The sequence below is a fragment of the Streptomyces collinus genome, from assembly GCF_031348265.1.
GTDB lineage: Bacteria > Actinomycetota > Actinomycetes > Streptomycetales > Streptomycetaceae > Streptomyces > Streptomyces collinus.
The window spans coordinates 228,635-255,358 of the sequence record NZ_CP133771.1; the positions used below are offsets into that span (position 1 = coordinate 228,635).

Consider the following 26,724-nt stretch of genomic DNA (forward strand, 5'->3'; position numbering starts at 1 on the left):
CCGCCGCCGACTCTTCCCTTGTCATGCCCTCATCTGAGATCTTGCGTCGACCCATTCAGCCCACGGCCCGGTCGGCGCCATCCCTTGCCCCGGGCTCTCGGAGGATGCTGTGACAACCCCCCGCATATCCCAGCACCGTCTCAGACGGTCGCTGCTGTCCGTCGCCGCCGCCGGAGCGGCCCTCGCGCTCGCCACGCCCGCCGGCGCGGCCGACGTGGACACCGGCCTTCCGCCGGGTCCGGCCACGGCCGCCGGCAAGCTCGCCCAGAGCGCCGCCGGATGGGCGGCCGGGACCCGCTCCTACCTCGTCATCACCGCACCCGGAGACACCTCGGCCGCACGCAACGCCGTGACGGCGAACGGCGGTTCTGTCTTCGCGCACTACGACGCGATCGGCGTGGTGGTCGCGCACTCCACCTCCGCCGGCTTCGCCACCGCGATGCGCTCCGTCGCGGGCGTGCAGAAGGTGGGCGCGACCCGCACCTCGGACGTTCCCGCGGACGCCTACTCCCCCACTCTGCCGGGTGCTCCCGCACAGTCCTCCACGACGCTCACCGAGACCGCGCGGTGGGACATGACCAGGATCAACGCCGACAAGGCCTGGGCCGTCAGCACCGGCTCGCCGGCCGTCACGGTGGGTGTGCTCGACACCGGAGTGGACGAACGGCACCAGGACATCGCGCCCAACTTCGACGCGGCGGACTCCGTCTCCTGCGCGTACGGCAAGGCCGACACCCGTTCCGGCGCCTGGCGTGACGTCGGCACCCACGGCACGCACGTGGCGGGCACCATCGCCGCCGCGAAGAACGGCAAGGGAGTGGTCGGCGTCGCGCCGGGCGTGAAGATCGCCTCCGTGCGCATCGCCGAGCCGAGCACCAGCATGTTCTTCGCCGAGAACACCATCTGCGGGTTCATGTGGGCCGGTGACCGCGGCTTCGACGTCACCAACAACAGCTATTACACGGACCCGTGGATGTTCAACTGCCCCGACGACCCCGACCAGGCGGCCATCATCGAGGGTGTGCGCCGGGCTCAGGAGTACGCCGAGGGCAAGGGCTCCCTCCAGGTCGCCGCGGCGGGGAACTCCAACTACGACCTGGCGAACAAGCGCTCCGACTCGGAGAGCCCGAACGACTCCACCCCCGTCGACCGCACGATCACCAACGCCTGCATCGACATCCCGACGGAGCTGCCCGGCGTCGTGACCGTCGCGGCGATGGGCAACGGGAACATCAAGGCGTCCTACTCCAACTTCGGCCGGGACGTCATCGATGTCGCGGCCCCGGGCGGCGACGGAGCCTACGGCGTCTACTCCACGCTCCCCGGCGGCAAGTACGGGAACATGAACGGCACGTCGATGGCGTCACCGCATGTGGCCGGTGTCGCCGCGCTGCTGAAGAGTGCCGACCCGGCCGCCACCCCCGCTGATCTCCGCGCGCGGCTGGGAAGCCAGTCCACGGACACGGCGTGCCCGTCCGACAGCCGCTGCACCGGCACCACGGCGAAGAACGCCTTCTTCGGGGAGGGTCAGGTCGACGCGCTGAAGGCCGTCGGTGGCACCGGGCAGCCCGGCCGGTACTTCGAGAGCACCACCGACGTCACCGTCGCCGACAACGCCACGGTCGAGTCTCCGATCAGTGTGACCGGTGTGACGGGCAACGCCCCGGCCGCGCTGAAGGTCGGCGTGGACGTCAAGCACACGTACCGCGGCGACCTGGTGCTGTCCCTCGTCGCCCCTGACGGGTCGGTCTACTCCCTGGAGGACTTCGCCGACGGCGACAGCGCGGACGACGTGGTCAAGACGTACACCGTCGACGCCTCGTCGGAGACCGCGTCCGGTACGTGGAAGCTGCGCGTCCGCGACATCGCCGCGCAGGACACCGGGCGGATCGACGCCTGGAACCTCACCTTCTAACAGCGGCGTCGCGCCGGCCGGGTAAGCGCCTCGCGGCCGGGCGGCGTGTCCGCCCGGCCGACGACAACCCGCCCGACCGGATCGCTGAAGCCCCACGCGGGGGCCGGCCGGGCGATGTCGGCCCACCCCCGTCCCACGCACAGTCCGGACCCGATGCCGGTGGGAAGGGCCCAGCAGGCCACCCCAGCTCGGTCCGAGGGCGGCGGTCCATCCTGCGCCGGGCGGCGACGGCCACGGGGACGACGAGCACGGTCGTCGGCACGGCCCGTACGGTGTGCGTGCGGCGGTCGTACGTGTGGCTCAGCGGTGCCCCGTGGAATGGGGCAATGCGTCGAGCGTCGCCGGACGTTGGCGTCGAGTGCATGCGCTGAGCGCCAGGGGCCGGTCGACGTGGTCGACGAGCGGCTGGAGGTGCTGCACCAGCACCTCCAGCTGCTCCGCTCGTACGTGGAACCTGGTCAGGCTGTCGCGCACAGTGACCTCGTAGAGGCCGCTGAGCCGGCCGAGCAGGACGGTGCCCTGATCGGTGACCGCCGCGTGGGCCGCTCGTGCGTCTCTGGGGCACGCCGAGCGGGCGAGGACTCCGCGGAACTCCTGGCGGGCGACGGCGCGGGACACGCGGCTTCTGGAGAAGCCGAGCTGGGTGGCCAGTTCCGTCATGTGGAGGAACTTACGGGGAGAAGACCCTCACCCGCGCCTGCACGGCCGCCACCGGACAACCCGTCAAACACGTCATCGACGGCCGTGTCGCACTGGAGGCCCAGCGGCTGCTCGCCCACACCCACGAACCGGTGGCCACGATCGCGCGCCGCCTCGGCTTCCCCGAGCCCACGAACTTCGGCAGGTTCTTCACCCGCCACGCCGGCGTGACCCCCGGCGCGTTCCGGCTCGCCCATCAGGGTCGGTAGCCGAGTCGGCAGACCCGCCGCTCAGCCGGTGCGGCACGAGAACATCAGGCGCTACTTCCCGGAGCCCCTGCCGGCCGAGGGACCGGGACCGGTTCGCCGAGGACCTTCGCATCCCTGGGTCACAACGGCACGGAACACGCCGCCCCGGCTTCACCGAAGACTGTGCAGCCCCCATCCCGGTGGCCGCTTCCGCTCGCGCAGCTGGACCGGCGGCCTCATAGCCGGCACTCCATCGACCTGCCTCCCTGCGACGGGGCGGACCTCGACCGCGCCGGGGGCGCGCCTTCGGTGATCCCCCGCGGTTGCCCCGGTCCCGGGGTGAATGCGTCCGAACGGTCGCAAGCTTTGTGCCTCCTTGACTCCGGCTTCCCGCTGAATTCATGAGCCGCGGCGACACGTGGATCAGGATGAATCGCCTGACACGCGATCTCAGGAATATCTGACTAGTCAGGTAATGTTGTCCAGGTGAACCGCTCGCACCACACGAGCACCCCACCCCTACGCCGAGGTCCTCGATGCAGCTCGTCTATGCCTTCGACGCCTTCTGCGGCTGGTCGCACGGGTTCTCCCCCACCCTGCGCGAAGTCGTCTCCCGCCACCCCGATCTGCCCGTGGAGGTGATATGCGGCGGCTTGTTCACGGGCTCGCGCCGGGTGCCGATCCGCGAGTTCGGACACGTCCAGGACGCCAACGCCCAGATCGCCGAACTCACCGGCGCCCGGTTCGGCGAGGGGTACGACCGGCTGATCGCCGACGGCTCGTTCGTCATGGACTCCGAGGCCGCCGCACGCGGCGTCGCCGCCCTGCGCCGGGCGGCCCCCGACCGCTCGGCGGAGCTGGCCGGCACCCTCCAGCGGGCCTTCTACGTCGATGGCCTCAGCCTGTCCGAGGCCGCCACCTACCGGAAGGTCGCCGAGGATGCCGGGCTGGACGCCGACGCCGTGGTGGCCGCCTTCGAGTCCCCCGAGGCGGACGACGCGGCGGCGGACGACTTCCGCCGCTGCGCCGACCTGGGCGTCATCGGCTACCCCACCCTGCTCGCCGTCGACGGCGGCAGCGTGACCGCCCTGGCCCGCGGTCGCGCCACCGCCGACGAGGTCGACCGGCGCCTCGCCGCCCTTTCCTGACTGTGCAGTCCCCACCCACGCAAGGAGCCCCAATTATGAGCACCCTCTCCTTCACGGTCTTCGACCTGGACTTCCCGGCCGGGAGCAAGAACAAGACCGCCACCCTCGTCACCGGCGAGCGGGAGGCGCTGCTGGTGGACGCCGCCTTCACCCGCGCCGACGGCCACCGCTTGGCCGCCGAGATCCTCGACTCGGGCAAGACCCTGACCACCGTCTTCGTCAGCCACGGCGACCCCGACTTCTACTTCGGCGCCGAGGTCCTCGCCGACGCCTTCCCCGAGGCGGCGTTCGTCGCGACCCCGATCGCCATCGAGCACATCAAGCACTCCTACGAGGGCAAGCTCAAGGCGTGGGAGGCTCTCGGCCCGAACCTGCCCACACGCCTGGTCGACCTCGAACCCCTGACCGGCGACCTGACCCTCGAAGGACACCGTTTCGAGCTCAAGGGCGGCCCGGCCTCACTGCCCGACCGGCACTACCTCTGGCAGGCCGAGCACCGCGCCCTCCTCGGCGGCGTCCTGCTCTTCCAGCAGGAGCACGTCTGGGTCGCCGACACGCCCACCCCCGACGACCGCGCCGCCTGGATCACGCTGCTGGACGAGATGGCAGCCCTCCAGCCGGAGCTGGTCGTTCCCGGCCACCGCCTGCCCAACGCCCCGGCGAACGCCTCCGCGATCTCCGCCACCCGCGACTACCTGCTCGCCTTCGACGAAGAGCTGGGCAAGGCCGCCGACGGCGCAGCCCTGACCGAGGCGCTCGTCGCCCGCTACCCCGACAACGGCATGCTCATCGCCGCCCAGATCGGCGCCAAGGTCGCCAAGGGCGAGATGAAGTGGGGCTGACCATGACCGACTTCGCAGCGTCGACAACCCCCGCCGACGTCGTACGCCGCCAGTACCTGGCCTCCGCGGCCGGTGACCTGGAAGCCCTGTGCGCCACCCTCGCCCCCGACGTGGAGTGGACGGAAATGGCCGGCTTCCCCCTGGCCGGCACCTACCGCACCCCCGACGGGGTCACCAGCAACGTCATGGAAGAGCTGGGCAAGGAGTGGGACGGCTGGACCGCCCACGACGACACCTATGTCGTGGACGGCGAGAACGTCGTCGTCCTCGCCCGCTACACCGCGGCGAACAAGGCCACCGGCAAGAAGATCGACGTCCGGGTCGCCCACCACTTCGTCGTGCGCGGCGGCCTGATCGTCCGCTTCGAACAGTTCGTGGACACCGCGCTGGTCCGCGACGCCATGACCGCCTGACCCCCCGTCACTTGAGGACAGCACAGATGAACGCCGGCGTCGTGCTCGTGCACGGAGCGATGCACACCCCGTGGATCTTCGACCCCCTGCGGGACAGGCTCAGCGCCCGGGGCATCGCCTCCCAGGCCGTGCAACTGCCCAGCAGCAATCCCGACAGCGCGGCGGCACAGGGGCTGACCGAGGACGTCGAAGTGGTACGCGCTGCTGTCGCGGCGGTCGACGGACCTGTCGTGCTCGCCGCGCACTCCTACGGCGGAGTCCCCGCGACCTGGGCCGCCGCGGAGTCGGACCAGGTCGCGGAGCTCGTCCACATCGCCGCCTTCGCCCTGGAGGCAGGCACCTCGATGATGGAATGGATGGGCGGCGGCTTCCCACCCACCTGGATCCGCTCTCCCGACGGCCTGGCCGTCAAGGCGGGAGACGCCGAGAAGTCCGTCTTCAGCGGAGTCGACCCCGCCCTGACCGCCGAGGCCGTCGAACGCCTCAACTGGCAGGGCATGCGCGCCTTCACGGAAAAGCTGGGCGCCGCACCGACCGAGGTGCCCCTGACGTACGTCGTGGCCACCGAGGACCCCGCGCTGCCACCCGCGGTACAGGAACAGTGGGCGGCGCGTGCCGCCCACAGCGTCCGTGTTCCGTCCGGGCACTCCCCGCACCTGTCCCACGGGAACGACATCGCCGACGTCCTCGCCAAGGCCGTCACCCGGGCCTCGTCCACCAGGTTCTGAGGGATGCCAACTGACGGGCTTCGGCCTGCTCCGGCGGTGGCCGGAGCAGGCCGAAGCCGGTGTGGTCCCAGGAGGTGCGGGCTCGTGACGGCCGTGCCCGTCCGGGCAGCAAGCCCATGACGGAGACGCACGGGGCTTCGGACGGGCCCGGGCCCCGGTCAGCTCGACAACTCCTTGAGGCGATGCATCAGGCGCTGCTCCTTCTCGGCCACCTCATGCACGATCTTCGACGCGCTGTGGAGGGACTCCCGCGACGACGCGACCCCCGCCTCGTTCAGAAGTCCGGCCACCTCGGTCCACTTCTTCGACACCTCGCGGTAGGCGTCCGAGATCTCCTGGAACTCGCCGGTGCCGGTGATGTCGGCCGTCTCCGCCAGGAATTCCGCCCACATCATGCGGAACAGGCCGCCGCCGGTCCCGGCATCCTCCATGATCGTGCAGATCTCTGGAAGGCTTTCCGCGGGCGAGTCGAGATCGTCGAGCCACTGCGGCATCAGATCGGCGACTTTATGCATTCCCTTGTACCCGAAGTTGGAGATCGGCGGATTCAAGAAGTCCTCCGCCGCCGATTTGATGCCTTTCCGGGCGGCTTCACCCAGGTCAGGAAGGCCGCCCTTCGGGATATCGATGGTGAAGGCGCGGTTGCGTGAACTCATAGGGCCCCGGGCATTTCGCGCGGTCGCCAGGGATTCCCCGGAGGCCCATTGCAGACCGAGCGGCTGTGTCTCGACCAGGGCGAAACGGTCGTCGTCGTATCCGACACAGGCTACATAGTGGGCCGCGAACCGGAAGTCGTCGGTGGAGTAGTCGAGGAAGTAGCGGTCGAGCTTGAGACCGACGACGGTTCCGGAATCGAGCTCGGCCAGCAAGTGTTCCTTCGCCCGGTTCACCGACGACGTCTCGTGAACGGACAGTCGCAGGTTCAGCGCATTCGCGAGGTTGTCGGACAGCGTGTCGGGCTTGATGCGGCCACCGACGAACGGTGTCGGCATCTGCTTCGTCCGCCAGTAGATGAATGACAAACCACCTGCGAGCCCGAAGATGAGTGACTCCGACAAGTCGATCTCTCGCTGTCGCAACAAGTTCACGAGGGTGGTCGACTCGCAGTGGTTACCGACGTACGGATCTGCCTCTAATAGCGACACTTGTTCTTGTCTCCCTTCCTTCGCGTAGAGCGTAGCGCAATCTCCCGAAGTACGATTGCGGGCGCTCGAATCAGGGAGGTGTCCACTCGTTCAGATTCGCGAAACCAGGAAGTTGCCGAGGAACAGGTGATCCATCTCCGTCTTGAGGAAGCAGGACAGAGCATCGGCAGGAGAGCAGACGATGGGTTCGCCGGCGACGTTGAACGAGGTGTTGATCAGACAGGGAATCCCAGTCACCTCCGTGAACTCACGCAGCAGTTCGGCGAGCAGCGGATTGCTCTGCTCGGTGACCGTCTGGATCCGCGAGGTGGCGTCGACGTGGCAGGCGCCCTGGATCTTCTCCCGGTACTCGGGGCGCACCGGAACCACGAACGTCATGTACGGCGAGGACGTCTTCTTACCGAGCTCGAACACCTCGGGCGCCAGGTGCTCCAGGACCACGGGGGCGAAGGGCCGGAACTGCTCGCGGTGCTTGATGCGTTCGTTGATGATGTCCTTGATGTCGGGGAACCTCGGGTTGGCGAGGATGCTGCGGTTGCCCAGGGCACGCGGACCGTACTCCATACGCCCCTGGAACCACCCGATGACGCATCGCTCCCGCATCAGGTTCGCGGCCTCCCGCGGCACGTCCCCAGGGTCCAGCTCTCGCCAGACGACCTGGTCGGCGTACTGCTGGAGGGCCGCCTGGATCTCCGGGCCGTCGTATCCCGGGCCCAGGTAGGGCGACGGGCTGATCCGGGGCGGTGTGCCCGCCTGCCCACTGGCGAACAGTGCCGCCCCGATGGCCACGCCGACGTCGCTGGCGCCGAAGCTGACGTCCATCCCCTCGAAGCGGGAACGCTCCAGCAGTTTGCTGTTGTTGACGCAGTTGAGGGCCAGTCCGCCCTCGAAGATCACGCGGGGGAGGTCACTGCGGGTTTCGAGCGTCCGCATCTGGCCGGCGGTCACCGTTTCGAGCATGTGCTGTGCCGCACTGGCCACGCGAACCCGGTAGTCGAACTCCTCCCGGCATCCGGCATCTCCGCCGAAGACGCGATCGAAGAGTTCGTAGTATGCGGGTACGGCGTTCGCCGGGTAAGGGATCGTGTAGGTGCCGTCGGGGCGCATCTCGACGACGTGTTCCAGGAACGGGTTCGGCTCCGGCGGCGGGCCGTAGCCGGCCAGCCCCATCACCTTGTACTCGTCGTTGTTCGGGACGAATCCGAGGTAGCGCGTCACCACGGAGAACAACATCGCCAGGGAGTGCCGCGAGTCGATGGTCATGTCGTCGAAGACCTTCACCTCGCCGTCGCGCACCTCGCCCATGATCGACGACAGCCATTCGGCGCGGCCGTCGCTGACCAGGAATGCCGCGTCTCCGCCGCCCGACAGGTGGTATCCCGTCATCAGGTGCGCCATGTGGTGCGGGACCCGGACCAGCTTCTGCGGGTCCAGCCTGTGGCCGGTGTGCTCAAGGAAGTCGGCTTCGGTCGCGGCCTCGCTGAACATCGCCGCATGGGTCTCCGCCAGACGCTCCAGGCGCGCGAACTTCTGCTCGACGGTCGCCGCGTGGTCCTCGGTGATCTCGGTGATCATCTTGTTCACCACGTCCTGGGAGAACTGCCAGGAGAAGGCGAACTTGTCGACGTCGTCGAAGGATATCCCGGCCGAATCCAGGCACCAGCGCATCGCGTCGGCCGGGAAGCTCGACGTCTTCTTCTCCCGGTTGAGCCGCTCCTCCTCGACGGCGGCGACCAGCTTCCCGTCGATGACGAGCGCGGCGGACGAGTCATGGCCGTACAGCAGGTGCCGGTCGATGCCGGTGGCGCGAAAGAGGCGTCCGAAGATTTCCGCGGACCTGCCGAATCCGTTGTAGCCCAGAACGATCATGCGAGGAGCTCCTTTCGCTATGGCCAGATCGTGAGGTAGTCCGAGATCACGGCAGTCCGCCGGAAGCCCGGGTCGAGGACCGCGCCGGTCAGATCGGCGCCGCTGAGGTCCGCGCCGTCGAGGTTCGCGCCCACGAGGCGGCAGTCGTTCAGCTCGGCCAGGATGAGGTACGCCTCGCACAGATCGGCGCCTTCGAGATTCGCGCCCCTGAGGTCCGCCGACATCAGATACGACTCGGTCAGCACGGCGTCGGTGAAGTCCGCGTCGGCGAGCTCGGCGCCCTGCAGGTCGGCGCCGTGCAGCCGTGCCTTGCGCAGGTCGGGCCGGAAGGGGCCCTGCGCCCGGCGCCGGCGGGCGTGCTCGTTCCATCGCGCCGGGCCCTGGAGCAGTACGGTCTCGTCCTCGGTGGGCATGTCTCGACCTCGCGTCTACAGAGTGGTGAGCGCGGTCAGCGCCCGCTTCTCGACGTCCATCGCGGACCGGGCCGTGTCCGCCACTGCGTCCACGAGCGTCTTGAGATCGTCGCGTGCGGTGGCGGTCCCCGCTGTCAGCAGGGCGGATCCCAGGTTCGACCAGAGCCGGCCGCTGTCGAGGAACTGCGAGGCCGCGTCGGCGTAGCGGGTCTCGCCGGTGCTGTCGGCGACCCTCGTCAGGTAGCGGCCGATCATCGGGCGGAACAGCCCGCCGCCGGTGCCGAAGGACTCGATCTGCCGCCCCAGGTGCAGCAGTTGACGCGCCAGCGCATCGGTCCGCACCACGCGGCCGGTCAGGTCCACGTCCTCGACCTCGCCGTGTTTGGACTGCGGCCAGGATGCCGCCGTCGTGGCCAGCAGCTTCATCCCGGGTATGCCGAGGTTCCGGCTGCCCGGCTTGAGGATCTCGCGGCACAGGGTGCGGACGGCCACCGGTCCGACACGGTCCAGTTGCGGAGTTCGCCTCGGCGCGCCGAAGACGTACACCTTCCAGTCCGGGTTCAGCGGCGGCGAGTTGCGGCTGGACCGGGCCGCCTGCAGCTCCCCCGCGCTCACGGTGACGGGTGCGTCGAACGCCGGATCCGACACCTCGAAGGCGTCGGCGCCGAGCGGGCGGACCACGTTGACGAAGTATCCGCCGAAGGAGGTGCGGCCCTCCAGACCCCAGTACGGAAGCAGGCCGAGGTCCACCCGGGTCATGACGGCCGGTGCCGATGCGAGCAGCTTGGCCAGGCCGTCACCGGACTTCGGCGTGTGCGTGGCGACCTCGACGCCCATCAGCCGTGCCGCCCGGAGCGGCATGATCGCCTGCTTGCCGACGACGATGTCCGGCGCGTTGCCGTTCGCGGGGAAGAACGAGAAACCGAAGCCTCCGTCCAGCCCGAACACGATCTCCTCGTCGACGTCGTAGCCGCCGGCCGCGAGGACGGCGCATTGGCAGGCCGACTCGCAGTGGATGCCCCGCCGGTGGGCGTAGCGGCCGGTCTCGTTCATCGCGTCACCCCTGTCCCAGTGCCATCAAGGACCGGCGCAGCCGCGGGTCCATCTTCTCCACCGCGTACCGGAACGTGTCGCGGGGCATCTCCGTGTGCCAGGTGCGCAGGAACTCGGCCACCTCGTCGGGATGGACCTCGGCGGTGACCTTGAGCAGCCAGCCCGAGCCCTTCTGCACATAGGTGTCGTCGTCGTGCATCAGCCGGACGCAGTTGTCGAGGACGTGCGACAGCGGCAGCTCGAAGACGGTACGGCCCACCTTGCGCCGGACGAACTTCACGACGGCCACGTTCGCGGCGCGTCTGGCCCACGGGGAGGCGGACTCGATCCAGCTCCGGGTCCGCGGAAGCAGCTCCAGGTGCCCGAGGAAGAACGGGTACAGCAGTTTCAGGCACATGTCGTCGCACTGGGCCCAGTTGGACACGTACGTCTCCAGCCAGTGCCGGCAGCGGTCCGGAAGCTCCTCGCCGAGTCCGGTCCTGGCGACCTTGTGCAGGACCGCGAAGCCCAGGAGCACCTCCTCGTGGTACTCGGCACGCGCCAGCAGCTCCTCCGCGAGGAGCAGCCGTGTCGCCGCGGGGGTGTCGCGCCGGTCACGGAAGTAGTCGGTGGCGATCTGGGCGACCGCGGCGTTGCCGACCCCGAGGGCCCGGATCTCGTGCGGGAAGTAGCGCTGCATGCGCACCGCGAAGTCCGGGTCTGCCTGGGCCGCGAGTGTCTTCGACAGTTCGTGCGCGGCGGTTGGAACATTGATCACTTGGTGCCGATCGTGAGTTTGAGCGGCTGGGCGGTCACCGGCTTCGGTGCGCGTTCCAGCCGGGGCTTGCCTTGCATGACGTACTCGTACTCCTGGTGCATGTCGGCCACGGCCTGGACGGTTTCCGTCGAACGGTCCGTCAGATTCTGCCCGCCGAGGCCCCACCACAGGTACCAGTTCTTGTGGCTCAGGTAGGCGTCGCGGACGAAGTCGAGCGTGTCCCGGTCGGCGAGGATCGCCGGCTCCACGTAGAAGGCGGGGACGAACGTGCCCTGGCCCTCCCGCAGGATGCCCGCCTTGACGGCCTGGCGCTGGAGCTTGGTGCCGCTGAGGATCCGGATGCCGAGGTTGGCGTAGATCTGGGCCGGGTTCAGGAACCGCTCGGTGAAGCGGATCGACTCCCTCAGTGCCTGAGGGGTCTCCCCCGGCCCGCCGAGGAAGATGCAGTGGGTGTGCTCGATCGGACTGGCCGTGAAGAGGCGGTCGATCTCCAGGACCCGGGCCATGTCGAAGCCCTTCATCAGGTCCGCCAGGGCCTCGTCGGTGAGCGCGTCGGTGCCGAGGTCCACCCGGATGCAGCCGGCCGCGTGCAGCAGCTTCACGAACTCCGGTGTGACCGCGTTCGGTGTCAGCTGGCAGTACCACGGCACGTCGAGCTTGGCGCGGATCATCTCCTCGCACACCTCGGCCGCGTACTCCATCGGGTAGTTGAAGGTCGCGTCGACGATCTCGAACTCCCGCACGGCCGGGTTCTCCGCCATCGCCCGCTGGATCTCGCCGACGACCTCGGCCGGTTCCTTGAACCGGTCGCCCTTGCCCTCGGTCTTGCGGATGATGCAGTAGGAGCAGAACAGCTTGCAGCCCCGTTTGGTCTGCAGGGTCTCGATGGCCGGCTGGTGGTCGCGGGTGAGGTCGGAGGCCGCCGAGACGCCCTCCTCGAAGTACCGGGGGTCGTACACGGACCGGTCGGGTTCGAGCGCGCCCAGGTCGAATGCCTGACTCGACTGGTTCTGGCAGAACTTGCCGTTGTCGTCGAGGTAGCAGAGCCCCGATATCGACTCCCGCCGCCCGCCGGACTCCAGGTAGTCCAGCAGTTGGACGATGCCGGCCTCGCCCTCACCGGCGATGCCGTAGTCCGGCTGGGCGTACTCGAAGAACGACAGCGGCTCGACGGAGAAGCCGGAGCCGCCGAGGACGACGGTGGCGCTGGTGTACTTGCGCACGCACTGGACGATCTTCTCGGTCATCGGGCCGAAGAAGACCGGGTCGATGAACGTCAGGTTGTCCAGGTTGCGCACGGCGATGCCGACGACGTCGTACGTCCCGGTGGTCAGCTTCTCCCGGACCGCCTTGAGCTCCCGGGACTCCCAGAGCAGGTCGAGGACGTCGACCTGGTGTCCGGCGTGCTTGAGCGCGGCGCTGATGTAGGCCATGCCGATGGGCAGCGCCGGCCGCGGCACCCGGATCTTGTTGGTGGAGATGAGCAGTACGCGCATGGGCCTTCACTCTCGTCAGGACTGCCAGTACGTCGCCGGCTGCAGGTCGCCGCTCAGGGTGGCTTTGGTGCGGTAGCGGCGCATGCGCTCCAGGTCGACCTCGACGACGCCGACACCGGGCTCCTTGCCGAGGTCCACCATCCGTTCGTCGCCGTCGACGAAGTCGAATCGTTCGGCTTCCAGGAACAGCGGGTCCGCCAGGACCTGGCTGCGCCCCATGTAGCCGAAGCCGGCGTACAGGTTGTTGCCGATGCCGGAGGCGAACGCGACGATGCATTCGGCGTCCACGGCCCGGACCGGCAGGCGCATGTTCGCCACGTACGCGAACATCTCGGGGACCAGCGCGGAGCACACGATGATGTCGACGCCGCGGCGGCAGTACTCCCGCGCGACCTCGGGGAAGTTGATGTCGTAGCCCTGCATCAGGCCGATCCGCCCGAACTCGACGTCGAAGACGGGGTATTCGGACCCTCCGCTGAGGTAGCGGGCCTCCAGTTCGTGGCAGTGCACGCGCCGGTAGTGGCCGAGGATCGTTCCCTCGGGGCCGCACAGCACCGATGTGCTGTAGTACTTGCCGTCGTCGCCGCGCTCCAGCAGGCCGGCCACGAGGTGCACGCCGGCCTGCTTCGCCTGCTCGCGCAGGAAGTCGGTCTCCGGCCCCGGTATGGTCACCGACACGTCCGCGACCTCCAGGATGTTGCCGGAGGTGGAGAATGCCTCGGGCAGGCAGATCAGGTCCGCTCCCTGCGCGACGGCCTCACCGATGTAGTGCTCGGCGCGGCGCAGGTTCTGCTCCGGCTTGCCGAGCTTCGACTCCATCTGGACGACGGCGATCTTCGTCCCGGGCATCAGGTGCTCACCGGTTCGAGGGGACGCGAGGAGATCACCAGGCCGAGGTCCTCCTCGACGACCTGCCAGTCCGCCAGGCCGGCCTCCTTGAGCAGCTCGGCCGCCTCGTCCCGGGTGTAGGCGGCCTGCAACGAGCGCATGAACTCGTCGCCGCCCTCCTTCACGAACTGGAGGATGAAGGTGATGTGGCCCTCCTCGGCATGCCGGTTCATGTCCTCGATGATCACGACACCGTCGGGCTTGCAGATCCGGGCGCACTCCTTCAGCGTCTCGACCGGCCGTCGCCAGCGGTGCAGCGAGGAGAACGAGAAGACGATGTCGGCGGAGTCGTCCGGGAAGGGCAGCCGGTTCAGCTTGGCCATCTCGAACTCCACGTCACCGGCGCTGTTGGCCCAGACGGCCAGCGTCAGGTTGTCCTCGGCGACGTCGACGAGGTTCTGGTTCTCCTCCACTCCGGACACCGCCAGGTCGGGCAGCTTGCCCGCCACGTGGAGGGACAGCAGGCCGGTGTTGAAGCCGACCTCGACCAGGTCGGTCATCCCGTCGCGGACGTTGGCCATGATGCGGTCGCTCGGCCGCTTGTACGCCATCAGCGCGGAGCGGCGCATGCCGAGGTCGTAGAAGCGGACCTTGTCGATGTCGTCGTGCGGGGACGCCTGCGGCACCCGCTCGGTCAGGTTCAGCAGTCGGGCCTCAGTGGTGGTCACAGCCGGCCTCCTCGTCCTTGGGGCGCGTGGTGAGCTGCAGGGGGATCGGCCGGCTGGAGATGAAGTTGGAGATGTCCGCTCCCAGGTGCTGCGGGTAGCGCCGGAACTCCGGCGAGTAGAACGCCTTGGAGATGTTGTCCAGGTAGTACCAGCCCTTGGGGCCGGTCACCTCGATGCCGTTCTCGTCGGCGGTGATGAGTTCCTTCTCGATCAGGTCGTCGATCTCGGCGCGGAACATCTCCATGAAGTCGACGCCGTGGATCCGGCGGAAGCGCTCCCGGTTGACCCGCCCGGCCTTGACGCCCAGCACCATCGACCGCCGGATCGACTCCGACTTCGTGATGTGCTTGCCCATGGAGATCGGCAGCCGGCCCTCCATCACCGTCTGGATGTAGCGGCCGATGTCGGGCTCGTTGAAGTACCAGTGGTCGCGCAGGTGCCCGGTGGCGGTGGGGCCGAGCGGGATGATGGGGATGTCCTCGCTCCACGACGTCTCGCCGTACTTGGGCTGGTGGCCGGGTTTGGCGAAGCAGTCGCCGTAGTAGCCCAGGAAGCCGGCCTTGGAGAGCTTCTCCGCGGCGAACAGGAACATGTCGTCGACCACGGCCTTCTCCGGGACCGGCGGCAGCTTCCTGCGCTTGGTGGAGATCTGCGCGAACTCCATGTACGTGTAGAACGAGATGCAGGTGACCCCGAGGTCGATGGCGACGTCGAGGCTGTGCTCCCAGCTCTCCATCGTCTGGCCGTTGATGCCGTGCATCAGGTCGATGTTGATGTTCTCGAAGCCGCACCGGCGCAGCAGCCGGATGCTCTCCTTGAGCATCTCCGGGTCGTTCGGGCGGCCGATGTTCTTCAGTTCCTCCGGGACGAAGGTCTGCACCCCGAGGCTGATGCGCCGTATGCCGCGTTCCAGCAGGACGGTGGCCTTGCGCTCGCTGATGTCGACGGGGGTGGTCTCGATGGAGAAGTCCGCGCCCTCCTCGACATTGAAGCTGCTGAACATGTGGCCCAGCAGGTCGTCGAGTTGGGGGGCGGTGAGCGCGGTCGGGGTGCCGCCGCCGATGTAGCCGAGGGTGATGACGTGGTCCTGGATGTAGGGCCGCTCGGCGTAGTTGGTGATCTCCGTCTTCAGCGCGTCCAGGTAGGTACGAGTCAGGTCCCGGTCGGTCTGGTGCTTGATGTACGGGCAGCTGAAGCAGAGCCGGTTGCAGAAGGGGATGTGGACGTACACGCCCATGGGCTTGCGCGTGAACACCTCCTCCTCGTTCACCGGCACGTGCTTGGTGGGGTACTGACGCACCCACTCGCTGTCGCGCTCCGGGTACTCCTTCCAGAACGGCATGCTCGTGGTCGTGGTGGTGATGCTCATGCGATGTCCTCCGGTTCGACTTGGTCGACGATGGAACGGACGACGTCCGCCAGAGTGGGCTGGAAGTAGGACGCGGAGCGCAGTGCGAGGCCGGCGGCGTGGGCCCGGGCGACCACCTCGGCCAGGGTGCCTTGGTGGTCGCCGTCGGACAGGTCGAGCCGCACGCCCTGGTCGGCGGCGCGGACGGACCGGACCGGGCCGCCGGACTGCGCCTCCTGCCCGGCCCAGTCCTGGAGCCGCTCGAGGTGGGATTCGGTGAAGGCCTCCAGGATCAGGCTGGAGCGCTCGCCCCACCGGGTGACGGCGTCGAGCGAGGCGTCCTTGATCTGGCGGCCCTGGTGAAGCACCACGACCGAGTCGGCCAGCGCGACCAGTTCGTCGCGGTGATGGCTGGCGAACAGCACGCCGACGCCGTCCTTCTTGAGGCTCCCCAGCAGCTCCAGCAGCGTCTCGCGGGCCGTCGGGTCCAGGCCCGTGGTCGGCTCGTCGAGGATCAGCAGGTCGGGGCGGTGCGCCACGGCGCAGATGACGTGCAGCTTGCGCTGGCTGCCACCGGAGAGGCTGCGCACGTATTGGTGGCGGTACCGCTCCAGGTCGGCCAGGGCGATCAGCTCCTCGTACCGGCCGGGGTCGGCCCGCCGGAGCTTGAGCTGGTGTTTGACGTACGTCTCCACGCTGACGCCGTCCGGGAGGTCCTTGGCCTGCTGGACGTACCCGATGTGGCGGCCGACCTGCCCCCAGCGGCGGGGCGGGGTGCCGCAGATGCGCACCTCGCCGCCCGACGGGCGCAGCAGCCCGGCGACGAGCCGGATCAGTGTGGTCTTGCCAGCGCCGTTGGTGCCGATGATGGCCACGCCCTCGCCTGCGTTCACCGAGAAGGTGAGGGAGCGCAGGGCGAAGTCGGGGCTCACGCGGTGGTCGAGCCGGGAGACCGACAGGACCGGCGCCGCGGTGGTCGGGGTGTCAGCCATGGCCGATCCTCCTACGGAAGGCCCAGGCCGCGATGGAGAGGGCCAGGAACGAGTAGGCCACCGCCAGCACCGATGCTCCGGTGGCCGAGACGTCGGGCGAGGTGGCGGCGCGGAAGATGTCGACGTGCACCGAGAGGGGGAGCCTGGCGAAGACGTCGCCGAGCGTCCCGAGGTTCTCGAGCGGGAAGAAGATCCCGGCGAAGTACATGAGCGGGATGACGATGATGTTCACGACGGCAGGGAACGAGATCTCGTTGGTGTACGTCGCGATGAGGATCCCGAGCCCCGCGAAGGCCGTGCACGCGGTGAAGAAGCCCAGGACGAACAGCGGCACCGACTCGATCCGGGCGTCGAAGACCCCGACGCCGAGCAGGAGCACCAGCACGAACTGGAACAGGCACTTGAGTACGACACCGACGATCCGGGCGAGCAGGAACCCGGAGTACGACAGGGGCGAGAGGATCAGGTCCTCGATCGTGCGGCGGTTGCGGTCGATGATGACCGTGTAGCCGACGGTGTAGGTGCAGCTGAACATGATGCCGGCCCCGATGATGCCGGGGAAGACGAAGCCGAAGTAGTTGGCGGCCGTCGGGGCCGGGCTCACCATCTGGTCGGTCGCGGCCCCGAAGGCCAGCACCATCGACACCGACGTCAGCAGCGTCGACACCGCGAACAGGCGGTTGTCGAAGAACTGCCGCATGTCCATCACGACCAGCCCGAGCACGTCGCCGAGCCAGCCGGACTCCGGCTGCATACGCGTTGCCCTCATCAGGCGGGCCCCCCGTGGTTCGTGGTCCAGGTCGAGCGCAGGTCGTCGTGGAACGGCAGCCCGGCGCGGACCTTGCGCCGCTGGCGCCAGTGCACGTCCGCGTGGATCACGGCCTCCTGGCTGCCCGGGTCGGCCTCGGCGAGGATGTCGGCGTCCCGGTCCTCGCGGGCGTCCTGCACCAGACCGTCGACGATCATGCTGCGGCCGACGTAGGTCATGTTCGCGAAGCGGTTCTCCCCCACCCCGCTGGCGAAGACCAGCGCGCACTCGTTGTCGGCGGCCCGGGCACGGCACAGGGAGCGCACCGGGTGCGAGAACGGTCCGAAGAGGTTGGCCACGCAGACGACGAGGTCGGCGTCCTGGGCGAGGTACTGCCGGCCGGCCTCCGGGAAGCGCAGGTCGTAGCTGACCTGGAGTCCGATCCGCCCGACGGGTGTGTCGATCACCTCGCCGGGCGAGCCGGTGGAGATGTACTCGGACTCGCCCGCCCACACGCAGGCGCGGTGGTACCAGCCGAGCGGGTCGCCGCCGGGGCCGACGAGCACGGCCGCGTCGAAGACGTCCCGTCCGGCCGACAGGAGCACGCCCGCTGCGATGTGCATGCCGAGGGTGCGGGCCTGCTCGGCGAGGAACTCGACGACCGGGCCGTCCTCGGTGGTGGCGTCGGTGCGCAGCGTCGGGAAGTTCAGGCCGGTGGCGAACGTCGCCGGCAGGCACGCCAGGTCGGCCTCGCGTTCCCGTGCGGTGGACAGCAGCTTGGCGGCTCGTGCGAGGTTCTCGTCCCGCTGTCCGGGCTCGATCCGCAGTTGCAGGGCGGCGAGCCGGGTGCGGGCGCCGCGGAAGAGGCTCATCGTGGCGCCGCCTCGGCCGCGACTTCCTTGCACGCCCGCTCCAGCACCGGGAGGAACTCGTCCACCATCGCGGGTGTCACGTGCCGGGTGACGACCAGCCGCAGGGTTTCGCCGAAGCGCTTCGAGGTGGAGACGATCCAGCCCTTCGACTCCAGCAGCTGCGAGATGCGGACCGCGTGCGGCATCCTGACCACCACGATGTTCAGCTGCGGTTCGGCGAACAGCTCGTGCCCGGCGGCGCGCAATCCGTCCACCAGGTACTGCGTCACCTCGAAGTTGGTCCGGGTGAGGTCGCGGAAACCGTCCCGCCCGAGGTGCTCCAGCACCGCGTAGGTCGACACCGCGGCGGCGCCCGGGCGGGTGCCGAGCAGGGTGTTGTGCACCGGCGTGTCGATGAAGAACGAGTCGACCGCGAAGCGCCCGGCGTCCTGGGCGCCCCGGAACAGGATCGCCCCGGCCGGGACGTTGGCCAGTCCGTACTTGTGCGGGTCGATGGTGATCGAGTCGACGCCGTCGACGCTGAAGTCGAACTGGGGCAGGTCGTGGCCGAGTTCACGGGCGAACGGGATGATGAAGCCGCCGGTGGCCGCGTCCACGTGCAGGTGCACGTCCCGTCCCGCCACCACCGGACCGATCTCGTCGACCGCGTCGACCACACCGAACTCGCTGCTGCCCGCGGTCGCGACGACCGCGACGGTGTGTTCGCCGATGCGCCGGGCCACCTCACCGGCCGGCAACCGCAGGGAGTCGTCGACCGGCACGACGACCGGGGTCAGCCCCAGCAGGCCGAAGATCTTGGTGAAGGAGAAGTGCACGGTGCTGCTGACGACCACTTCGGGCCGGTCGGTCAGCCAGCCCCGGGCGCGCGCCGACTCGCGGGCCACGAGCAGCGCGATCAGGTTCGCCTCGGTTCCTCCGGACACCAGACTCCCCGACCCGCCGGGGTTGCCCATCAGGTCGAGCAGCAGCCGGACGACCCTGCGCTCGATCCGCTTGGTGCCGCGGAAGATGCGCACGTCGCCGAGGTTGGTGTGCGCCGCGGCGGACGCCATCTCCACTCCCAGCGGATGGGGTTCGGTGCAGATGGAATTGAGCACTCGGTTCCACGGCACGTCGTCTGCCAGCTCCGTCGCGATCCGTCGTCGGACGTCGGAGGCGGGAGCGCCGGAGGCACGCATCTCAACTCACCTGCGCCGTCAGGTCCGTGTACAGCTCCGTCCGGCGCGCCCACAGTCCGAACCAGAGGGTCTGCTGGAAGCGCAGGTCGGGTTCGCGCAGGTGCCGGATCCTCGCCACGTCCCAGGGCGCCTCGATGACGCCCTCGTCGGTGCCGGCCTCGGCGAGGAACCCCTCGGGCGCCGCCACGGCGCTGCCGCCACCGCAGCGTCCGCCCAGCGAACCGGCGAAGGCGACGGCGACGGTGTTGAGGGTGGCGATGCCCCACACCGCGGCGCGCTGCGCGGCCTGCTGCGTGCCGTCGAGGGACCCGGCCACCAACAGCAGTTCCGCACCCATCAGGCATTCGATGCGCGGCGGTTCGACCAGCCAGAAGTCGGGGCCGAGAAGCACCCCGACCTGGCCGAACGGCGTCTCGACGACCGGGAAGTCGTCGCCGGTGCCGGTCGTCCCGTCGGGCAGGACGGGCCGCTCCACCCGGGCGCACTCCGAGCCGCTCGGGTCGAGCAGCCTGGCCACCTGCATCAGCCCGCCGCCCGGCCGTTCCTCCGCCCACGAGCCGGTGAGCACGTAGGTGCCGCGGGTCCGCGCCAGTGCCGTCAGACGGTCCAGGCACCGCTCACGCAGCGGCCGGGGCAGTGCCGGGCCGGCGTCGCCGGTGGTGAACGCGTTCTCGGGGAGGACGACGAACGATGCCTCGTCGGTCACCCGGCTGTCGAGATCGTCGAGTACGGCGTCGGCGGTCGCCTCGGGGGTGGCCCGGCGGGCGTGTTGGGCTACGAAGATGGTCACGAACGAGTCCCCTCATGTGCACTGGTCGCGCCGGCGGGCCGGCCCCGGTCCGGGCCGCCCCCGGTCAGGCTCGCCCGCAGTTCGGCCGCCAGGTCCCGGTCCGCGCCGGCGTACGGGGTGAGCAGCGCCTGGTAGGCGTCGGGGCGGCGGAGTTGCTGCCAGCGGCGGCCGTCGCCGTGCGCGGGCTCGTCGAGGTCGACGACGAGGGTCTCCGGCGCGTCGCTGCCCGCCTGCGCGATCACGCCCTCCGGGCCGGCGACCAGGCTGGTGCCGGCGAAGTGGATCTCCACGAGCCGGTCCCCGCGCTTGCCGCGGACGACGCCGACCGAGCTGGCGTAGACGATGTTGACGTCGTTCAGGTACGCCGCCGTGCGCAGGGCGTTCACCATGAGCGGCTGGTTCTGGCCCAGGGTCCCGCCCGGTACGAAGATCGTGCGTGCGCCGGCGAGTGCCAGCAGCCGGACGACCTCGGGGATCCAGAAGTCCGAGCACACGGCGATGCCGATCTGCCCGAACTCGGTCGACAGGACACCGAGCGAGTCGGCCTGGCGGCACACCACCATCTCGTTGCCGAAGGCGTGTGCCTTGACGGCGCGTCCGGTGATGACACCTTGCCGGCCGATCAGCAGGGAGGTGTTCCGGTACATGCCGTCCTGCAGGTCCTCGACGAGCGAACCCAGCAGGATGTGCGTGTTGAGCTTGCGGGCCAGGGACTGGAAGCCGTCGACGATCGGCCCGGGGATCGGAGTGTCGGTCCGTCCTTTCAGACCGTCCTGCCCCGGCATGTACCACGGCGGGCCGAGCAGGAATTCGGGAAAGCACACCAGGTCGATGTCGCCGGCACCGCAGACGTCCTCGATGGCCTGGTAGGCGTTGCGCAGGCCGTCTTCGTGATCGTCGACCCACTGGGTCTGTACTACCGCTACCCTCATGCGTCTTGTCTCCTCGAGATGCCACCGGTGGATCGGCCGCGGCGGCTGCGTGCCACGGCCGGGTGCGGGTCATGACGTGGCGGTACTCCAGTCCTGCACGCCGACGACCGTGACCTCGGCCTCGACCCCCAGCGCCTCGTCGATGCCGCTGCGGATCGCGCGCCGCATCGCGCCCTCGTCGACCGCTTGAGGTCCGGCGACGGCGCAGGTCACGTGGAAGGTGCCGTCCCGGACGGCGCAGGCGAAGTGCGGTGCGAGCCTCCTGTGGCCGAACACGACCCGCTCCACGTCCAGCGCCGAGACCAGCCCGTCCGGTCCGCGTACCGCCGACGCCGTGCTGCCGAGCGGCACCAGGACCCGGCTGGCGGAACCGCAGTCACAGGGGCGGCCGGCCGGCCACAGCTCGACCAGTTCGCCGGTCGGTGAGCCGTCCAGGAGCAGCTCGCCGCGCAGGGCCCCGCGGACCTCCGCCCGCAGCCGGTGGTCGCACAGGTGCAGTGCGCCGTGGTCGCAGGCGACGGCGACCGTCGGTGTCGACGGCGTCCCGTACAGGGCGGAGGTCTTCGCCGCCCAGGCGGCGCCGATGCGGTCGAGGCGCCCGGTGGAGCAGGCCTCCCCCACGCAGACGATCGTCCGGACGGTCGAGTCCTCCGGTCGCCGCCCCAGCGAGAGAGCGAGACTCGCCAGCTCCGCGGCGAAGCTCGGCGAGCACACCAGGGCCGTCACTTCGTACTGCTCGATCAGCCCGAGCAGCCGCGGCATCGGGCAGATGGTCCGGCTCGTCCCGACGCTGATCACCGAGGCGCCGACCATCTCGATCACGCGGTCCACCTCGGCGCCGATGAACGACAGTTCGTACGGCACGGCCGAGACGACGACGTCGTCCTCGGTCAGCAGCCGGCCCAGCGCCAGCGCCAGGTCGATCTGGTTCAGGATCCACTCGTCGCGGGTCAGCACGACCGGCTGCGAGCCGCCCGCGGGGTCGACCCGTTCGCCGTAGCGGGCGCGGACCGTGTCGCGGCCTTCCGCCGCGGCGCGGGGATCGCGGGCTAGCAGTTCCAGGAACTGCTCGTAGTGCGTCGCGATGGACGTGGTCGTCGTCACCTGGCCTCCGCTTCCCGGGCGAACCGGCGCCACCCGTAGTCGTCGAGAGCGCTGTCGCCCCGTTCGGCGCGGAGCAGGGGACGCCGGTCGGTGCCGGCCTCCATGTCGACGCTGACGACCGTCGCCAGGACGAACTCGTGGTCGCCGATCCGGTAGCTCGACTTCAGGCTGCAGTCGATGGTGCCGACGGCGCCGGACAGCCGCGGGCAGCCGTTGGCGGAGGGCGTCCACGCGAGGGCGTCGAAGCGGCTGTCCGGCCTGCCCTGCGAGAAGGCGTCGGACACGTCGTGCTGATCCTCGCCGAGGATGTTGACGCAGAACCGGCCGGTGTCCGCGATGGCGTTCCAGCTGGTGCTGCCCGAGCGCACCAGGAAGCCGATGAGGGCGAGTTCGTCGGAGACGACCGTGAGCGAGCCGATGACCAGTCCGTACGGTGTCGGACCGTTCCGCTCGGACTGCCGTGCCGTGCCGGCGACGACCGTGACGGCCCGCGGCAGGAGCTCGCCGATGACCCCGAGGTCCGGCGCTGCACTCCGCCTGTGGCTCTCCACCGGGGTGGTCGGCGGCACGGCGGCGGGTGCGTCGCGCAGGCGGCGCACGAACCGGCCGGTGACGCTCTCCGCGTTGTCCGCGAGGTCCTCCGGCGTCCCGGTGTGCACCACCCGGCCGCCCTCGCGGCCCGCACCGGGCCCCAGGTCGATCACCCAGTCGGCGAGGGCGATGACCTTCACGTTGTGCTCGATGACGATGATGGTGTTGCCCGTGGAGATCAACCGCTCGAACAGGGCCAGAAGGTGCCGGATGTCCGCGGTGTGCAGGCCGCGCGTCGGCTCGTCGAAGATGAACAGGGTGCGGTTGCGGCGCTGCTTGAGCAGTTCGCCGGCCAGGTTGAGCCGTTGCGCCTCGCCCCCGGACAGCGTGGTCGTCGAGCAGCCGAGTTGCAGGTAGCCGAGGCCGAACTCGCTGAGTACGCCGAGGGCTTGGACGACCTTGGGGCTGCTCGTGGCGTCGAACCATTCGAGGGCGTCCTCGACGGTCATGGACAGCACGTCGTGGATGTTCTTGTCGCCCAGCCGCACGTCGAGGACGTGCTCCTGGAAGCGGCGGCCCTCGCACTCGGGGCAGACGATGAACTCGCTCTTGAAGAGCGTCATCTCGATCTCGGCCAGCCCGAGTCCCTTGCAGGACTCGCAGCGGCCGCCGGCGACGTTCGGGCTGAACTCACCGCGTCCCAGGCCGCGTTCGACCGCGTCGGCGCTGCCGGCGAAGGCGTCGCGGATGTGGTCGCTGATGCCGATGTAGGTGACGAGCGTGCTGCGGCTGGAGCGGCCGATCGGCCGCTGCTCGACGTAGATGACGTCGTCCAGGGCTTCGGCTCCCTGTATGCCGGTGTTCCCGGCCGTCACGCCCGTCGACCGCTGGGCGACGGCCCGGGAGACCGCCGCGTGGATGCCGGCCACCAGGGAGCTCTTGCCCGCGCCGGACACGCCGGAGACGCAGGTCAGTGCGCCGAGCGGGAACCTCGCTGCCTGGTCGACCACGTTGTTGCGCGTGATGCCGCGCACCTCGACCCAGGGCGCGTCGGCCAGGCCGGTCCTGGTACGCGACGGCCCGTCCGAGGCCATCGCGGTCGCCGTCGGAGAGTCGCCGGTGGTCAGCAGGTCGGCGAACCGGCCCTCGAAGACGACTTCGCCGCCGCGGGACCCGGCCCCGGGCCCCAGCTCGACGATCCAGTCGGCGGCGCGGATCACCGACTCGTCGTGCTCGATGACGATGACCGTGTTGCCGAGGTCGCGCAGCCGTCGCAGGGAGGTGAGGATCCTCCCGGTGTCGGCCTCGTGCAGACCGGCGGTCGGTTCGTCCAGGACGTACATGACGCCGGTCAGGTCGCTGGCCAGGTGCTGCGCCAGCAGCAACCGTTGCAGTTCACCGCCGGAGAGGGTGATGACGGGCCGCTGCAGTTGCAGGTGTCCGAGGCCGACGTCGTCGATGTTCGCGCTCTGTTTGACGATCGCGGAAGCGAGTTCGCGGACTTGTGCCGGCACGGCGCCGGACGCGAGTCCGTCGCGCAACCGGGTGATCGACCGCGACAGTTCGTCGCTCTGGAAGTCGTGGAAGGTGTGCCCGGCCACCGTCGCCTTGAGCGATTCCGGGCGCAGCCGCCCTCCGTTGCACCCGGGGCAGATTTCCCGTCCCAGGTAGTTGGTGAAGGCGTTCTTGCGGGCGGCCGACGACGCGTTGCGGTAGGCGCGTTCCAGGAAGCCGAGGATGCCCTCGAAGCGGAAGTCGTTGGTGACCTTGCGGATCTTGAGCGTGTAGACGGTGTCCGAGCCGTGCAGCACCCGCTCGGTCTGCTCCGGGCTCAGTTTCTCGAACGGCAGGCCGAGGTCCAGGCCGATGTCCGCTGCCATCGCCTCGAAGGCCTTGCGCACGTTGGGAACGGCGAACGTCCCCGGGTCGGCACCGTCCCAGATCTCGGTGAGCGTCTTCGACCGGTCCGGGATGATCTTCTCCAGCGAGAAGCCGACGAGTTCGCCGATGCCGTCGCACTGGAGGCACTTGCCTTCCTTGCGGTTGGGGCTGAAGTGCTTCGCGGAGTGCGGTTCGGCGAAGCAGCCGCACTCGTCGCAGAACAGGTCCGGACCGGTCGGGCCGAGACAGGCCGGGCACACCGGCCGCGAGCCGGCGCCGAACAACAGCCGGTACAGCCCGTCGAGACCGGTGAGGGTCCCCACGGTCGAGCGGGGATTGGAGTAGCCCCCGTCGCGCTGGCGCAGGGCCACCGGCGGCTGGGTCCCCGCGATCCGGTCGAACTGGTAGTCGCCGTCGCCCATGTCGAGGGACTTGCTGGACAGGGCGCCCAGGTAGAGCGTCTTGGAGTGTTCGAAGAGGGTGTCGATGACCAGGGACGACTTGCCCGATCCCGAGACGCCCGCGGCGACGACCAGCTTCCCCTTGGGGAAGGAGACGTCGACCGACTTGAGGTTGTGGGTCGTGACTCCCTCTAGCCGGATGTTGTCGAGACTCATGTGGTGTCGTTCCGCCCTTCGGCCAGGTCGCGGGCCTGGGTTTCGCAGCGCTGCAGGTCGGGATAGCGGGCATGGAGCATCGAGCGGACCCGGGCGGGATCACCGCGGTTCCACGTCTCGTAGAGCTCCTGGCGCATCCCGAAGCGGTCGACGGCCAGATCGGCGGCGAGCCGGAAGATGCGGGACTTCTCGTCGACGCCCATGTCGCGCCCGCACATGTAGGTGTCCAGGACCGTGCGCAGTTCGGAGGTCCCGAGGTCGGCCTCCGAGGGCTGCATGATCAGACCCGACGCGCCGATCTGCCGGATGATCTCCGAGCCCCGGGTCGAGAAGCGGCCGGCGACGGCGTCGAGCGCTGCCGTGGAGCCGGGGGCGAGCAGGCCCGAGGGGGTGGGCCGGCACTCGGCGTCGATCGCGGCCAGGCCGAGCCGGACGATCTCGACGTACGAGGTGAGCTCGCCGAGGAGGTCCGTGACCTGCCGGAACTTGTCGACTCCGATCGCCTGGGCCAGCAGTGACGCGACCCCGAGCATGGTGCGCAGCCGGTGGTAGTAGCGCACTTGGCCGGTGTAGAGCGACCACTTGTTCAGCTCGCCGAACCCGCGGACGGCCGCCTGGGAGTCGTCGAGCAGGAAGACCCGGTTCATGGGGATGAACACGTCGTCGAACACCAGCATGGCGTCCTGCTCGTCGTAGCGCGCCGAGAGGCCGCCGGAGCCGTCGGCGTAGGACCTGCGGCACAGGACGCGCAGGCCCGGTGTGGCCAGCGGAGCGGCGAACCAGCAGACGTAGCTGGGGTCTTCGCGCAGGTAGTTCGCGGGCGAGAGGTAGATGAGCACCTCGTGGGCGTACGGCGCCAGGGTCGCGATCTGCTTGGCTCCCCGCACGACGATGCCGTCGGCGCCGCGCCGCACCACTCGCAGGCCCAGTTCCGGCCGGTCGGCGGGCGTCGAGGAACGGTCGATCTGCGGGTCGCCCAGACCGTGGGTCAGTGTGAGGTCGTTCTCGCGGCAGTAGTGGTAGTAGTTCTCCGCGTTGGACCCGAACGCGGGGTCCACCTCGGCCAGTTCGTGCCGGTAGTCGTAGAGGCCGACCACGACGTTCGACATGAAGTCGGGTATCCGGGAGAGCTGGCCGTAGGAGGCCTCCGCCCACCGGTGGGAGTTGGCCCACTTGCGGCTGAGGCCGTCCCGGTCGCCCGGCGCCAGGTACGACAGGCTGACGAGGTTGCCGGAGGTGTCCGACCGGTGGAGCATCGTCTCCGCCCGGCCGGGCAGGTGCTGGGCGTCGTAGAGGCCGGCCAGCGTGGACAGCATCGGCCGGAAGCCCGGGTCGCCGGTCACGTCGACCCGGCGTCCGTCGCACCAGACCTCCCGCTCGTCCTTGAGGCTGGCGACGTACTCGGTCCCCCGCCAGGCTCCGCCGGAGGAGCCCGGCAGCAGGGTGATCTCGTCGGTGGGCATGACGCTGTCAGAGGCTTTGGATCCTGTGGTGGTCACCGTCCGCGCT

Annotated in this window: 24 protein-coding genes and 1 pseudogene; 6 read left to right on the plus strand and 19 right to left on the minus strand. The window is 69.4% G+C overall.

The genetic code is table 11. The features are described 5' to 3' along the window. Window positions 1-214: 214 nt before the first annotated feature. The gene (locus RFN52_RS00955; protein ID WP_374050208.1) at window positions 215-1,915 is read left to right on the plus strand and encodes a S8 family peptidase; all 1,701 of its coding nucleotides are present in this window, start codon (window positions 215-217) and stop codon (window positions 1,913-1,915) included. A 300-nt stretch (window positions 1,916-2,215) separates the two neighbouring features. On the opposite strand, the gene RFN52_RS00960 is transcribed toward RFN52_RS00955, so the two are convergent. Further along, window positions 2,216-2,575, minus strand: coding sequence for a winged helix DNA-binding protein (locus RFN52_RS00960; protein ID WP_184854750.1), 360 nt, complete (start codon window positions 2,573-2,575; stop codon window positions 2,216-2,218). 11 nt (window positions 2,576-2,586) lie between these two features. Here RFN52_RS00960 and RFN52_RS00965 point away from each other — a divergent pair. The 5 genes and pseudogenes from RFN52_RS00965 to RFN52_RS00985 all read left to right on the plus strand — a co-directional run. Next, window positions 2,587-2,823, plus strand: a pseudogene (locus tag RFN52_RS00965) (helix-turn-helix transcriptional regulator); the annotation flags it as partial. A gap of 515 nt (window positions 2,824-3,338) precedes the next feature. Next, a complete protein-coding gene (locus RFN52_RS00970) occupies window positions 3,339-3,950 on the plus strand; it encodes a DsbA family protein (protein WP_184854555.1) in 612 nt (203 codons plus the stop codon). Window positions 3,951-3,985: 35 nt separating this feature from the next. Beyond that, window positions 3,986-4,792, plus strand: coding sequence for an MBL fold metallo-hydrolase (locus RFN52_RS00975; protein WP_184854554.1), 807 nt, complete (start codon window positions 3,986-3,988; stop codon window positions 4,790-4,792). 2 nt (window positions 4,793-4,794) lie between these two features. Continuing rightward, on the plus strand, window positions 4,795-5,205 hold the full coding sequence (locus RFN52_RS00980) for a nuclear transport factor 2 family protein (protein ID WP_311240847.1): 411 nt from the start codon (window positions 4,795-4,797) through the stop codon (window positions 5,203-5,205). A 26-nt stretch (window positions 5,206-5,231) separates the two neighbouring features. Beyond that, window positions 5,232-5,933: an alpha/beta hydrolase gene (locus RFN52_RS00985; RefSeq protein ID WP_184854552.1), complete on the plus strand. Its 702-nt coding sequence runs from the start codon at window positions 5,232-5,234 to the stop codon at window positions 5,931-5,933. 158 nt (window positions 5,934-6,091) lie between these two features. Here the strand turns inward: RFN52_RS00985 and RFN52_RS00990 are convergent, their stop codons facing one another. From RFN52_RS00990 to RFN52_RS01075, 18 genes are all read right to left on the minus strand, one after another. Then, complete coding sequence (locus tag RFN52_RS00990; RefSeq protein WP_184854551.1) at window positions 6,092-7,078, minus strand: BtrH N-terminal domain-containing protein; 987 nt, start codon at window positions 7,076-7,078, stop codon at window positions 6,092-6,094. A 90-nt stretch (window positions 7,079-7,168) separates the two neighbouring features. Next, window positions 7,169-8,947, minus strand: coding sequence for a carbamoyltransferase family protein (locus RFN52_RS00995; protein WP_184854550.1), 1,779 nt, complete (start codon window positions 8,945-8,947; stop codon window positions 7,169-7,171). Between the two features lie 17 nt (window positions 8,948-8,964). After that, complete coding sequence (locus RFN52_RS01000) at window positions 8,965-9,360, minus strand: pentapeptide repeat-containing protein (protein ID WP_184854549.1); 396 nt, start codon at window positions 9,358-9,360, stop codon at window positions 8,965-8,967. A gap of 15 nt (window positions 9,361-9,375) precedes the next feature. Then, window positions 9,376-10,413, minus strand: coding sequence for a BtrH N-terminal domain-containing protein (locus RFN52_RS01005; protein ID WP_184854548.1), 1,038 nt, complete (start codon window positions 10,411-10,413; stop codon window positions 9,376-9,378). A 4-nt stretch (window positions 10,414-10,417) separates the two neighbouring features. After that, entirely contained in the window at window positions 10,418-11,170 is a 753-nt protein-coding gene (locus tag RFN52_RS01010; RefSeq protein WP_311240848.1) for a DNA alkylation repair protein, read from the minus strand. Further along, window positions 11,167-12,666: a B12-binding domain-containing radical SAM protein gene (locus RFN52_RS01015; RefSeq protein ID WP_184854547.1), complete on the minus strand. Its 1,500-nt coding sequence runs from the start codon at window positions 12,664-12,666 to the stop codon at window positions 11,167-11,169. Before RFN52_RS01015 ends, RFN52_RS01010 begins: the two co-directional genes overlap by 4 nt. A 15-nt stretch (window positions 12,667-12,681) precedes the next feature. Beyond that, entirely contained in the window at window positions 12,682-13,515 is an 834-nt protein-coding gene (locus RFN52_RS01020) for a carbon-nitrogen hydrolase family protein (protein WP_184854546.1), read from the minus strand. After that, a complete protein-coding gene (locus RFN52_RS01025) occupies window positions 13,515-14,222 on the minus strand; it encodes a class I SAM-dependent methyltransferase (protein ID WP_184854545.1) in 708 nt (235 codons plus the stop codon). The genes RFN52_RS01020 and RFN52_RS01025 overlap by 1 nt, the downstream gene beginning before the upstream one ends. Next, on the minus strand, window positions 14,209-15,591 hold the full coding sequence (locus RFN52_RS01030) for a coproporphyrinogen-III oxidase family protein (protein ID WP_184854544.1): 1,383 nt from the start codon (window positions 15,589-15,591) through the stop codon (window positions 14,209-14,211). Before RFN52_RS01030 ends, RFN52_RS01025 begins: the two co-directional genes overlap by 14 nt. Then, complete coding sequence (locus tag RFN52_RS01035; protein WP_184854543.1) at window positions 15,588-16,562, minus strand: ABC transporter ATP-binding protein; 975 nt, start codon at window positions 16,560-16,562, stop codon at window positions 15,588-15,590. The genes RFN52_RS01030 and RFN52_RS01035 overlap by 4 nt, the downstream gene beginning before the upstream one ends. Continuing rightward, window positions 16,555-17,316 (minus strand): ABC transporter permease, encoded by a 762-nt coding sequence (locus tag RFN52_RS01040; RefSeq protein ID WP_184854542.1) that lies wholly within the window; start codon window positions 17,314-17,316, stop codon window positions 16,555-16,557. Before RFN52_RS01040 ends, RFN52_RS01035 begins: the two co-directional genes overlap by 8 nt. Window positions 17,317-17,330: 14 nt before the next feature. Beyond that, window positions 17,331-18,182: a carbon-nitrogen hydrolase family protein gene (locus tag RFN52_RS01045; protein ID WP_184854541.1), complete on the minus strand. Its 852-nt coding sequence runs from the start codon at window positions 18,180-18,182 to the stop codon at window positions 17,331-17,333. After that, a complete protein-coding gene (gene mfnA / locus RFN52_RS01050; RefSeq protein ID WP_184854540.1) occupies window positions 18,179-19,360 on the minus strand; it encodes a tyrosine decarboxylase MfnA in 1,182 nt (393 codons plus the stop codon). Before mfnA ends, RFN52_RS01045 begins: the two co-directional genes overlap by 4 nt. Before the next feature lies 1 nt (window position 19,361). Next, on the minus strand, window positions 19,362-20,150 hold the full coding sequence (locus RFN52_RS01055) for a carbon-nitrogen hydrolase family protein (protein WP_184854539.1): 789 nt from the start codon (window positions 20,148-20,150) through the stop codon (window positions 19,362-19,364). Further along, window positions 20,147-21,082, minus strand: coding sequence for a carbon-nitrogen hydrolase family protein (locus RFN52_RS01060; RefSeq protein WP_184854538.1), 936 nt, complete (start codon window positions 21,080-21,082; stop codon window positions 20,147-20,149). The genes RFN52_RS01055 and RFN52_RS01060 overlap by 4 nt, the downstream gene beginning before the upstream one ends. Before the next feature lie 69 nt (window positions 21,083-21,151). Then, window positions 21,152-22,186, minus strand: a complete 1,035-nt coding sequence (locus RFN52_RS01065; protein ID WP_184854537.1) for a phenylacetate--CoA ligase family protein — start codon at window positions 22,184-22,186, stop codon at window positions 21,152-21,154. After that, the gene (locus tag RFN52_RS01070; protein ID WP_184854536.1) at window positions 22,183-25,215 is read right to left on the minus strand and encodes a flavin reductase; all 3,033 of its coding nucleotides are present in this window, start codon (window positions 25,213-25,215) and stop codon (window positions 22,183-22,185) included. The genes RFN52_RS01065 and RFN52_RS01070 overlap by 4 nt, the downstream gene beginning before the upstream one ends. Then, window positions 25,212-26,714: a 4-hydroxyphenylacetate 3-hydroxylase N-terminal domain-containing protein gene (locus tag RFN52_RS01075; protein ID WP_311240849.1), complete on the minus strand. Its 1,503-nt coding sequence runs from the start codon at window positions 26,712-26,714 to the stop codon at window positions 25,212-25,214. Before RFN52_RS01075 ends, RFN52_RS01070 begins: the two co-directional genes overlap by 4 nt. Window positions 26,715-26,724: the final 10 nt, after the last annotated feature.